This window comes from Promicromonospora sp. NPDC060204 (assembly GCF_042728455.1).
In the GTDB taxonomy this organism is placed as follows: Bacteria; Actinomycetota; Actinomycetes; order Actinomycetales; family Cellulomonadaceae; genus Promicromonospora.
Genome location: NZ_JBHWZO010000225.1, coordinates 1 through 10,673, shown reverse-complemented (window position 1 = coordinate 10,673; position 10,673 = coordinate 1). Strand labels below are relative to the sequence as shown.

The window sequence follows — 10,673 nt, the reverse complement described above, 5'->3', positions numbered from 1 at the left end:
GCTCAAAGCGAAGAAAGCCGGGCCTCAAAGGGGATGGGGGCAGCCGCCCCCGGGCGTCAGGCCGGGACGCAGAGGGTCAGGGACCGGCGGCGGGCCTCGACCGTCACCGGGACCGGGCCCATCGGCTCGCCGTCCGCGTACGTGACCAGGCCGGCCGGGGCCGCCAGGCGGACGGCGGACGCCCGCAGCGTCGTGACCTCCGGCCGCTCGACGTGCGTGCCGGCCTTGATGAGCGCGTCGAACGCGAGCAGCCGGAACCGGCCCATCGCCTGGACGAGCGTGACGTCGAGCAGGCCGTCGGCCGGGTTCGCGCCGGGGCAGATCGGCACGCCGCCGCCGTAGGTCCTGGTCAGACCGATCGCGAGCATGTACCCGTCCTGCTCCAGCACGCGCAGGCCCGACGCCGGTGCCCCGGCCGGCTCGACCCCAGCAGGCCCCGTCCCGGCAGGCTCCGTCCCAGCAGGCCCGGCCGCACCAGACCCCGCCCCACCAGCCGCGGCCTCCCCCGTCAGCTCCAGCCGGTACCCGAACCGCCGCAGCCGCAGCCACTCGAGGTAGACGGCGGCGAGGTACCGCGCCGGCCCGCGCGGCCACGTCATGCGGTTGGTGCGCTCGTTGGTGCGCGAGTCGAGGCCCGCGCACAGCACGGTGACGAAGTGCCGCACCGTGCCGTCGGCGGCCGTGACGGTGCCCGTGTCGACCTGGCGGCGCGCGCCGTCGAGCGCGAGGTCGGCGGCGGCCGCGGCGTCGTCCAGCGGGATGCCGTGCTCGCGCGCGAGGTCGTTGCCCGTGCCGCCGGGGATCACGGCCAGCGGGATGCCCGAGGCGAGCACGGGCCCCAGCACCGACGAGACCGTGCCGTCGCCGCCCACCACGACGACGACGTCGGGACGCTCGTCGACGGCCCGTCGCCCGAGCGCGACGGTCTCGCGCTCGTCCGCGCCCTGGTAGACCTTGACGTGGGCGCCCCGGGCCCGCAGGCGCTCGATGGCGACGTGCCCGCTGTCCGCCCCGACGCCGTGGCCCGAGGCGGGATTGACGAGCACCGCGATGTGCCCGACCTGCTCAGTCATGGCCGCAACCTACCCGAGGGTGTCTCCGAGCAGGGCGCCCGGGTTCATGATCCCGGCCGGGTCCAGCTCGGCCCGCACCGCCCGGAGCATGCGCAAGCCCGTCGCGCCGATCTCCTGCTCCAGCCAGGGCGCGTGGTCGGCGCCGACGCCGTGGTGGTGGCTGATGGTGCCGCCCGCGGCCATGATGGCGTCGTTCACGCCGGACTTGACCCGGTCCCACGGCTCCAGCGGGTCGATGCCCAGCCCTGCGATCACCGTGAAGTAGAGGGACGCGCCCGTCGGGTACACGTGCGAGATGTGGCACAGGATGCGGTGCTTCGCGTGCTCCCGGTCGAAGCCCTCGGCCAGCGCGGCGGTGACGGCCGCCTTGAGCGCGGCCAGGTTCGACCAGGTGGTGGCGGTCTCCAGCGTCTCGCAGAAGACGCCGGCGGCGAGCAGCGCGTCGCGCAGGTACGGCGCCCGGAACCGGCCGTGGTCCCAGGACGCGGCCAGCTTCTCGGCAGCGGGCCGCCCGCCCGCCTCGCGCAGCACGCGCGTGGTCGCCTCCCGGCGCGCGGCGGCGAGGTCCGCGGGACCCTCGTGCACGACGACGGCGGAGCAGCCCCGGGTCAGCGCCTTGCCGATGTTGCCGACCTGGGCGAGGGACACAGCCGTCTCCTCCTCGTCGGACAGCCGGATCACCGTGGGGCCCGTGCCGAGCTGCGCCACGCGGCGCAGGCCGTCGGCGCCCGCGGCGAAGTCGCGGAAGGTCCAGGCGTCGAACAGCCGCGCCTCGGGCGTGGGGTGCACGCGCAGGCGCACCTGCGTGATCACGCCGAACACGCCCTCCGAGCCCAGGAACCAGCGCACCAGGTCGGGGCCGGCCGCCGAGCCGGGCGCCCGGCCGAGGTCGAGCGTGCCCGTGGGCGTGACGACCCGCAGGCCGGTCACCATGGCGTCGAACCGCCCGTACCCGGCGGAGTTCTGGCCCGACGACCGCATGGCGGCGAACCCGCCGAGGGTCGCGAACTCGAAGCTCTGCGGGAAGTGCCCCAGCTCGAAGCCCCGCCCGGCCAGCGCGGCCTCGGCGGCCGGCGCCGTCGTCCCCGCGTGGAAGGTCGCCTCGTGGGAGACGTCGTCCAGGGCGACCAGGCCGGTGAGCCGGCGCAGGTCGAGGCTGACCACGCCCCGGTGCGGCCCGGCGTCCGGGGCCAGGCCGCCGGTCACGGCGGTGCCGCCGCCGAAGGGCACGATCGCGAGCCCGCGCTCGGCCGCGACCGCCAGCACTGCGGCGACGTCGTCCTCCGAGCCCGGCCGCACGACGGCGCCCGGCGCCGCCTGCTCCGCCTCCCGGCGGCGCAGCAGGTCCGGCGTGGACTTGCCGCCGGCGTGCAGCAGCCGCACGTCGTGGCCGGTGTCCACGTGCTCGGCGCCGACGACGGCGGCGAGCGCCGCGACGTCGTCGGCGGGCAGGGGCGGGGTGCTGATCGTGACGTCGGCAAGGTCCGGGCCGGGCGGCGGCGCGGGCGTGCGCCCGAACACGGCCGTGAGCAGGAGCTTCACGCCGCCCGGGAGTCCGTGCGCGCGGGCCGGGTCGCCCCAGCCGTCCCACCGCATGTCGATGCGCTCGTCGTCGGGCTGTGTGCTCACGCGTCCTCCGGGTCGGGTCGACTGCCATGTCGTGGTCGACGGCGGCTGGTGTTGGCCACCGTCCGGCGTCGCGTTACAGTGTTACACAAGATGACAATTCGTAATGCACCCCCGGAGGCAGTGTCGCCGGCCCCGGAAACCCCCGACCGCACCGAGGCGCGCCTCCTGGAGGCCGCCGCCGGGCTCGTCGCCACGCGCGGCACCCGCGGCCTGTCCGTCACGGAGCTCGCCCGCGCGGCCGGCGTCTCGCGGCCCACGGTCTACCGCCGCTGGGAGTCCGCCGACGACGTGCTGCGCGCCCTGCTCGCGCACCGCGCCCAGCTCGTGATCACCGCCGTCGGCCCGCGGGCGGCCGACCGGGCGACGATCGTCGACAAGGTGGTGCGGTTCGGCGACCTGCTGCGGGCCGACCCGGTGTACGGGCACCTCCTGACCGAGGAGCCCGAGGTCTTCACGCGGTACGCCTTCGAGCGGATCGGCCGGTCGCAGCGCGTGATCCTCGAGTGGCTCGCCGCCGCGGTCGTGGCGGCCCAGCAGGGCGGCACGGTCCGCGCCGGGTCCGCCACTGACATGGCGGTCATGGTGCTGCTCATCTCCCAGTCCGCGGTGCTCTCGCACCGGACCGTCACCACCGTGATCGACGACGCCGCCCTGCGGGCCGAGCTCGCGCACTCCCTGGACGGCTACCTCCGCCCCTGACCCGGACGCGCGCACCGGCGTCCGCCACCCCAGAACCCGACCCGAACCGGGAGCAGACCGATGCAGCGCACCGCCCTCACCGCCCGGCGCCGCGAGCGCGAGCTCGACGAGCTCTCCTCCGAGCCGGTCGACCTGCTCGTGGTCGGCGGCGGCGTGACCGGCGCCGGCGTGGCGCTGGACGCCGCGGCGCGCGGCCTGTCCGTCGCCCTCGTCGAGGCGCACGACCTGGCGTGGGGCACCTCCCGGTGGAGCTCCAAGCTGGCACACGGCGGCCTGCGGTACCTGGCCACGGGCGACGTCGGCGTGGCCCGCGAGAGCGCGCGCGAGCGGCACGTGCTGATGACGCGCACCGCTCCGCACCTCGTCCGGGCGCTGCCGCAGGTGCTCCCGCTCACCCAGGGCGTGGGACCGCGGCAGGGCATCACGGCGGGCATCGGGTTCGGGCTGGGCGACCTGCTGCGGCGCGACGCCGGGACGTCGTCCGACGTGCTGCCCGCGCCGCGCCTGGCCCGGCCGGGCGAGGCCGCCCGGCTCGTGCCGGCGGTCGCCCGCGAGCACCTGCACGGGGCGTGGGTGGCGCACGACGGCCAGCTCGTCGACGACGCACGGCTGGTCGTCGCGCTGGCGCGCACCGCGGCGGGGCGCGGGGCGAAGATCCTCACGCGCGTCCGGGCCACGGACCTGCGTGCCGAAGGCGTCACGCTCCAGGACACCCGCACCGGCGCCACCCTGACGGCGCACGCCCGCGTCGTCGTCAACGCGACGGGCGTGTGGGCCGGGACCGTCGACCCGTCGGTGCGCCTGCGCCCGAGCCGCGGCACGCACGTCGTGGTGCCCGCTGCGCGGCTGGGCGACCCCGCGGGCGCGCTCATGGTGCCGGTGCCCGGATCCACCTCCCGGTTCGTGTTCGCCCTACCGGCCCAGCTCGGGCGCGTGATCATCGGCCTCACCGACGAGGAGGCGCCCGGCCCCGTCCCCGACGTCCCCGAACCCACGCGGCCTGAGATCGACTTCCTGCTGGCCACGGTCTCCCGCGTGCTGGACCGCCCCCTGCTGCCCGACGACGTCGTGGGCGCCTTCGCGGGGCTGCGGCCCCTGGTGGACCGGGCCGGGCCGGACGACGGCGCGGGGCTGACCGGTTCCGCGGACATCTCCCGCCGGCACCTGGTCGACGTGTCGCCGTCGACCGGCGCGGTCAACGTGCTGGGCGGCAAGCTCACGACCTACCGGACCATGGCCGAGGACGCCGTCGACCTGGCCGTCAAGCACGCTGGGCTCACCGCCGGGCCGTGCTGGACGGCGGACCTGCCGCTGGTCGGGGCGCCGCTGCGGGCGCTGCCGGTCGGGGCTCCGGCGGGCGTGCAGGCTGTGACGGCCGGGGCCCCGCCCCTCGCCCCTGCCCTCGTCGCCCGGTACGGCGCCGAGGCCCCCGACGTGCTGGCCGCCGCCACACTGCCGGGCGCGGCGGACGCCGTCGGGCAGGGCATCGCGGGCACCGGGCACCTGGACGTCACGCGCGCCGAGGTCGAGTGGGCGGTCACCCACGAGGGCGCGCTCGACGCCGACGACGTGCTGGACCGCCGGACCCGGATCGGACTGGTGCCGGCGGACCGCGCCGCGGTGCGCGACGTCGTCGGCGAGATCGTCGAGGACGCGCTGAAGCGGCGCTGAGCCGCCCGGCCGCGCAGGCGCGGCGCTAGGCCGGGGGCGCGGGCGTACCCGGCGGCGCGGGCGCGGGTTCTCGTTCCCGGCGCGGGGCGCGCAGCACGGAGAGCGCCACCATGCAGGCGATGAACCCGAGCAGCCAGCCGCCCGGGATGTCGCTCAGCCAGTGGTAGTCCAGCCAGGACATGAGGGCGCCCGCGATCATCACGATCACGGCCACCACGGGGATCATCTTGCGCAGCCGGGACACGCTCGGGTAGAGGCCGTTCTGGGTGAACAGCAGGCACAGGATGAAGAAGCCGGTGAAGAACGTGTTCGCCGCGTGCCCCGACGGGAACGCCTGGCCGCCGGCGTGCAGCACGTCCATGTTGTGGTGCGGGCCCGTACGGCCCAGGCCGAACTTGGTGCCGTAGCCGATCAGCGCGATGGTCGCGAGGCCCGCCAGCACGGCGAGCACCGGGCGGCGCGTGCAGATCTCCCAGAGCGAGCCCGGACCGCCCTGCTTGCGGGCGACGTACAGGGCGGTGCCGCCCACCATCGGGATGGTGAACATGCGCTCGCCCGTGATGCTCGCGACGACGTCGAGAAACATCTTCTCCCAGCCCACGGGGTGGTGGGAGTCCACGTAGTAGTGGAACTGCCAGTCCCAGGCGATGAACGGCCCGCGGACGACGACCTGCCAGATGCAGAGCGCGAAGACCAGCACGGCGATGACGGCGGCGACGACGGAGCTGCGCCAGGTCGGACGGGTCGACGGGTCGAGCAGAGCCCCTGTCGTTTGTGACTCCACTCGGGTAACACCCCTGCCGTCTGATTGCGCCATCGAGCCGATCCTACGGGTTTCGGGGTGAATGTTCGGTGCCGGAGACGTGTCCGGCGAGGGCCCCGGGTAACGATCCCGGAACGGTCACACCGACCCAGAGGTGACCGTATACCGTCCGCCTGGGACAGCGTCCCAGGCCAGGCGCACGCGGCCCGACGACGCCGGCGCGCCGCGGCCGGTCCCGACCGCCCGCCCCGCGGCGGCCCGGACGACGACGGACGTGCCGAGCGTCACCCCCACGTTCACCCGCCGGTCCAGCTCAGGCGCGCGGCGGCGCCGTGCTCCCGCGGACCTTGAGCTCCACCGGCACCACCTCGTGCAGGTCGGCGCCCTCGTCGTCGGCGGCGTCATCAGCGGCGCCGTCAGCGGCGTCGGCGCCGGGACCCCCCGCGCCGGCCCGGACCTCGCGCAGCAGCCGGGCCACCAGGCGCCGGCCGATCTCGCCGAAGTCCTGCACCACCGTGGTCAGCGGCGGCCAGAGGTACTCGGCGAGCAGGATGCCGTCGAACCCCACCACGGACACGTCGCCGGGCACGGTGCGGCCGGCCTCGTGCAGCGCGCGGAGCACACCCGCGGCCATCTCGTCGTTGGCGCAGAACACCGCGGTGACCTCGGGGTCCGCGGCGAGGCGGCGTCCGGCGTCGTACCCCGAACCCGCCGTCCAGTCCCCCGGGACCACCGCGGGGACGGAACGGCCGGCCGCGACGAGCGTGGCGCGCCAGGACTCCTCGCGGAGCTGCGCGGGCGCGGACCCGGCCGGCCCCCGCACGTGGTGCACCGTGCGGTGCCCCAGGTCCAGGAGGTGCTGGGTGGCCTGCCGGGCGCCGTCCACCTGGTCCGCGCCGACGGCGGGGTGGTGGCCCACGAACCGCGAGTCCGACACCACCACGGGCAGCCGGGACGGCAGCGCGAGCCGGTCGGGCGTGACGGTCTCGGCCCGGACGATCACCAGACCGTCGATGGCCTGGTGGGAGAGCCGGGTCGCCGCGGCGGAGACCACGTCGGACGACGGGTTCTCGACGTCGATCAGCGTGACCGTGTAGCCCTCGGTGCGCGCCGCCTCGACCACCGCCTCGATGGTGCGCGACTCGCCGGTCCGGGCGAGCCCGTGCGCGATCATGCCGATGGTCCGGAAGCTCCCGTACCGCAGCGCGCGGGCCGCGGTGTTGGGGGCGTAGCCGAGCTGCGCCATCGCGGCGAGCACCTTGTCCCGCGTCGCGGGACGCACGTTGTCGAGCCCCATCGACACCCGGGACACGGTCTGGGTCGACACTCCCGCCAGCACCGCGACATCGCCCAGGGACGGACCTCTGCCCTCCACGGCATCCACCTCCTCGTGATGTGCCTCGCACCGGTGTGCGCTTGACACCTCCGGCAACTCACGAGCACCCTAGTCCGCGTCACCATGTTTACGTCAACACGACGACATGCTGACCCCACTCGTGAAGGAGCGACTTCCCTTGACCACGCTCGCATCGCCGCCGGCCGTGCCCAAGACCCTGGGGCGGGCACGACGCCGCTCCCGCTGGACCGGCTGGGGGTTCGTCGGACCCTTCATGGCCGTGTTCGCCCTGGTCTTCCTCGCGCCGATCGTCTACTCGCTCTGGTTGAGCCTGTTCCAGACGCAGCTCGTGGGCGGCACGTCCTTCGTAGGATTCGACAACTACGCCCGGGTGCTCAGCGACCCCCAGTTCTGGGACGGCGCGGGGCGCGTGACCTTGTTCCTGCTGGTCCAGGTGCCGGTGATGCTCGGCATCTCGCTGCTGGTCGCCCTCGCGATCGACAGCGGCCGCCTGTACGGGCGTGACTTCTTCCGCCTGACGATCTTCCTGCCGTACGCGGTGCCCGGCGTCGTCGCCGCCCTGATGTGGGGCTTCATGTACGGCGAGCGGTTCGGCCTCGTCGGCAACGTCAACGACCTGCTCGGCACGAGCATCCCCGACCCGCTGGCCTCCGCGCTGGTGCTGCCGGCGATCGGCAACATCGTGACCTGGGAGTTCGTCGGCTACAACATGCTGATCTTCTACTCGGCGCTGCGCGTGGTCCCCGCCTCGCTGTACGAGGCGGCCGAGATCGACGGCGCCGGCCCGTGGCGGGTGATCTCGGCGATCAAGCTGCCCGCGATCCGGGGCGCCCTCGTGGTCGCGACGATCTTCTCGATCATCGGCTCGTTCCAGCTCTTCAACGAGCCGAGCATCCTGCAGCCGCTGTCGCCCAACTACATCTCGACGCACTACACCCCGAACCTGTACGCCTACTCGCTGTCCTTCTCCGGCCAGCAGTACAACTACTCGGCCACGGTGGCGATCATCATGGGCGTGCTCACGATGCTCGTGGCCTACGTGGTGCAGCTGCGCGGCATGCGCAAGGAGGCCTGAGCCATGACGAACGTCCTGATGTCCGCGCCCACCGTGCGCCCCCGCAAGTCCCCTCCGCGCCTGCGCAACAACCGCCGCACGTCGCACGCCCGGCCCACGCGCAGCATCCTGCTGACGGTGCTGACCGCCCTGATCGGCCTGTACGCGCTGATCCCGCTGGTGTGGCTGCTGATCAACGCGACCAAGACGCAGCCCGACCTGTTCAGCTCGTTCGGCCTGTGGTTCAGCGGCGACTTCGCCCTGTGGGACAACATCAAGGGCGTCCTGACCTACGACGGCGGCGTCTTCGGGCGCTGGTTCCTGAACACGCTGCTCTACGTGGTGGTCGGCGCGGGCGGTGCCACACTGCTGGCCCTGCTCGGCGGCTACGGCCTGGCCAAGTTCAACTTCCCCGGCAAGCGCGCCGTGTTCGCCGTCGTCATCGGCGCCGTCGCCGTGCCCGGCACCGCCCTGGCGGTCCCCACGTTCCTCATGTTCGCCAACCTCGGCCTGACCAACACGCCCTGGTCCGTGATCATCCCGTCGCTGATCTCGCCGTTCGGGCTCTACCTCATGTGGACCTTCGCGGCCGACGCCGTGCCCGACGAGATCATGGAGGCCGCCCGGATCGACGGCGCCAGCGAGGCGCGCACCTTCTTCCAGGTGTGCCTGCCGATGATGGCGCCCGGCATCGTCACGGTGCTGCTGTTCACCGTGGTGGCGACGTGGAACAACTACTTCCTGCCGCTGATCATGCTGCGCGACCCGGACTGGTACCCGCTGACCCTGGGCCTGAACGCGTGGAACGCGCAGGCGACGACGGCGGGCGGCGAGGCCATCTTCAACCTCGTCATCGCCGGCTCGCTCCTGACGATCCTGCCGCTGATCGTGGCCTTCCTGCTCCTGCAGCGCTACTGGCAGTCGGGTCTGGCCGCCGGCAGCGTCAAGGAGTGACCCGAGCCGCGCGGCTCGCGCCGCCCGGCTCCCCAGAACCTTCCCCCGGACAGATCCGACTGACGATGAAGTGAGAGGAACCACCATGACCATCCGCCACCACCGCGCCCTGGGCGTGCTCGCCGCGGCGAGCACCCTGGCGCTCACCCTGACCGCGTGCGGTTCGGGGTCCGACGGCGGCGACGCCGCGGAGACCGTCTCCCCCGAGGACGTCTCCGCGGCCCTCGAGGAGGGCGGCGACCTGCTGGTCTGGGCCTGGGAGCCCACGCTGGACCAGGTCGTCAAGGACTTCGAGGCCGAGTACCCGAACGTGAACGTCGAGCTGGCGAACGTCGGTACCGGCAACGACCACTACGTGGCCCTGCAGAACGCGATCAGCGCCGGCTCGGGTGTGCCCGACGTCGCGCAGATGGAGTACTACGCCCTGCCGCAGTTCTCCATCGGCGAGTCGCTGGCCGACCTCGCGCCCTACGGCGCGAGCGACCTCGACGGCACCTACTCCCCCGGCCCGTGGGGCGCCGTGACCAGCGGTGACGCCGTGTACGGCCTGCCGATGGACTCCGGCCCCATGGCGCTGTTCTACAACGCGAAGACGTTCGAGAAGGCCGGCGTCGAGGTGCCGGCCACCTGGGACGAGTTCGTCGACGCCGCCAAGAAGATCCACGAGTCCGACCCGAACACGTACATCACCGCGGACAACGGCGACGCCGGCTTCGCGACGTCGATGATCTGGCAGGCCGGCGGCCACCCGTTCGCGGTGGACGGCACCGACGTGACCGTGGACCTCGGCGACGAGGGCTCGACGAAGTTCGCCGAGACCTGGCAGCAGCTGCTCGACGACGACCTCGTCGCCGACGTGCCGGCCTGGTCCGACGAGTGGTTCCAGGGCCTGGGCAGCGGCGAGATCGCGGCCCTGGTGACGGGCGCCTGGATGCCCGCGAACCTGGAGTCCGGCGCCGCCCCGGCGTCCGGCGACTGGCGCGTCGCGCCGATGCCGCAGTGGACGGCCGGCGAGACCGCGACGGCCGAGAACGGCGGCTCCGCGCTGTCGATCACCGAGGCGAGCGACAAGAAGGCGCTGGCCTACGGCTTCCTGCAGTACGCGAACGCCGGCGACGGCGTGGCCACCCGCCTGGAGGGCGGCAACTTCCCGGCGACGCTCGCCGACCTCACCGACGAGAAGTTCCTCGCCGAGGAGTCCGAGTACTTCGGCGGGCAGAAGATCAACGAGGTGCTCTCGGCATCGGCCACCGGCGTCGTCCCCGGCTGGCAGTACCTGCCCTACCAGGTCTACGCCAACAGCATCTTCCCCGACACGGTGGGCCAGGCCTACACCGGCTCGACCCCGCTGACCGACGGCCTGGCCGCCTGGCAGGAGTCGATCGTCAAGTACGGCAACGAGCAGGGCTTCACCGTCTCCGAGTGAGCCGCGGCTGAGCGACCGGGACGACGGCGGGGGCCTTCCCCCGCCTG

At 73.7% G+C, this 10,673-nt stretch carries 9 protein-coding genes; 5 read left to right on the top strand and 4 right to left on the bottom strand.

What is annotated here, in order from left to right; translation table 11 throughout:
- Positions 1-56: 56 nt before the first annotated feature.
- Together ACFWEJ_RS22665 and ACFWEJ_RS22660 are read right to left on the bottom strand one after the other, a co-directional pair.
- Positions 57-1,073: a diacylglycerol kinase family protein gene (locus ACFWEJ_RS22665; protein ID WP_377231443.1), complete on the bottom strand. Its 1,017-nt coding sequence runs from the start codon at positions 1,071-1,073 to the stop codon at positions 57-59.
- 9 nt (positions 1,074-1,082) lie between these two features.
- Complete coding sequence (locus tag ACFWEJ_RS22660; protein ID WP_377231442.1) at positions 1,083-2,702, bottom strand: FAD-binding oxidoreductase; 1,620 nt, start codon at positions 2,700-2,702, stop codon at positions 1,083-1,085.
- Between the two features lie 90 nt (positions 2,703-2,792).
- Between ACFWEJ_RS22660 and ACFWEJ_RS22655 the strand changes: the two genes are divergently transcribed.
- Both ACFWEJ_RS22655 and ACFWEJ_RS22650 read left to right on the top strand, forming a co-directional pair.
- Positions 2,793-3,401 (top strand): TetR/AcrR family transcriptional regulator, encoded by a 609-nt coding sequence (locus ACFWEJ_RS22655; RefSeq protein WP_377231441.1) that lies wholly within the window; start codon positions 2,793-2,795, stop codon positions 3,399-3,401.
- Positions 3,402-3,461: 60 nt separating this feature from the next.
- On the top strand, positions 3,462-5,072 hold the full coding sequence (locus ACFWEJ_RS22650) for a glycerol-3-phosphate dehydrogenase/oxidase (RefSeq protein ID WP_377231440.1): 1,611 nt from the start codon (positions 3,462-3,464) through the stop codon (positions 5,070-5,072).
- A 25-nt stretch (positions 5,073-5,097) separates the two neighbouring features.
- On the opposite strand, the gene ACFWEJ_RS22645 is transcribed toward ACFWEJ_RS22650, so the two are convergent.
- Positions 5,098-5,856, bottom strand: coding sequence for a phosphatase PAP2 family protein (locus ACFWEJ_RS22645; RefSeq protein WP_377231439.1), 759 nt, complete (start codon positions 5,854-5,856; stop codon positions 5,098-5,100).
- A 292-nt stretch (positions 5,857-6,148) separates the two neighbouring features.
- A complete protein-coding gene (locus ACFWEJ_RS22640; protein WP_377231438.1) occupies positions 6,149-7,219 on the bottom strand; it encodes a LacI family DNA-binding transcriptional regulator in 1,071 nt (356 codons plus the stop codon).
- 97 nt (positions 7,220-7,316) lie between these two features.
- On the opposite strand from ACFWEJ_RS22640, the gene ACFWEJ_RS22635 reads away from it, so the two are divergent.
- The 3 genes from ACFWEJ_RS22635 to ACFWEJ_RS22625 all read left to right on the top strand — a co-directional run bounded on the left by ACFWEJ_RS22635 (position 7,317) and on the right by ACFWEJ_RS22625 (position 10,626).
- Positions 7,317-8,267 carry a carbohydrate ABC transporter permease gene (locus ACFWEJ_RS22635; protein WP_377231437.1) on the top strand — a complete coding sequence of 317 codons (951 nt, stop codon included), beginning with the start codon at positions 7,317-7,319 and terminating at the stop codon, positions 8,265-8,267.
- 3 nt (positions 8,268-8,270) lie between these two features.
- Complete coding sequence (locus ACFWEJ_RS22630) at positions 8,271-9,200, top strand: carbohydrate ABC transporter permease (RefSeq protein ID WP_377231436.1); 930 nt, start codon at positions 8,271-8,273, stop codon at positions 9,198-9,200.
- Between the two features lie 85 nt (positions 9,201-9,285).
- A complete protein-coding gene (locus ACFWEJ_RS22625; RefSeq protein WP_377231435.1) occupies positions 9,286-10,626 on the top strand; it encodes an ABC transporter substrate-binding protein in 1,341 nt (446 codons plus the stop codon).
- Positions 10,627-10,673: the final 47 nt, after the last annotated feature.

Coding starts and splice junctions, on each gene's coding strand:
- ACFWEJ_RS22665 (WP_377231443.1), bottom strand. CDS start 1,073: ATGACTGAGCAGGTCGGGCACATCGCGGTGCTCGTCAATCCCGCCTCG.
- ACFWEJ_RS22655 (WP_377231441.1), top strand. CDS start 2,793: ATGACAATTCGTAATGCACCCCCGGAGGCAGTGTCGCCGGCCCCGGAA.
- ACFWEJ_RS22650 (WP_377231440.1), top strand. CDS start 3,462: ATGCAGCGCACCGCCCTCACCGCCCGGCGCCGCGAGCGCGAGCTCGAC.
- ACFWEJ_RS22635 (WP_377231437.1), top strand. CDS start 7,317: ATGCTGACCCCACTCGTGAAGGAGCGACTTCCCTTGACCACGCTCGCA.
- ACFWEJ_RS22630 (WP_377231436.1), top strand. CDS start 8,271: ATGACGAACGTCCTGATGTCCGCGCCCACCGTGCGCCCCCGCAAGTCC.
- ACFWEJ_RS22625 (WP_377231435.1), top strand. CDS start 9,286: ATGACCATCCGCCACCACCGCGCCCTGGGCGTGCTCGCCGCGGCGAGC.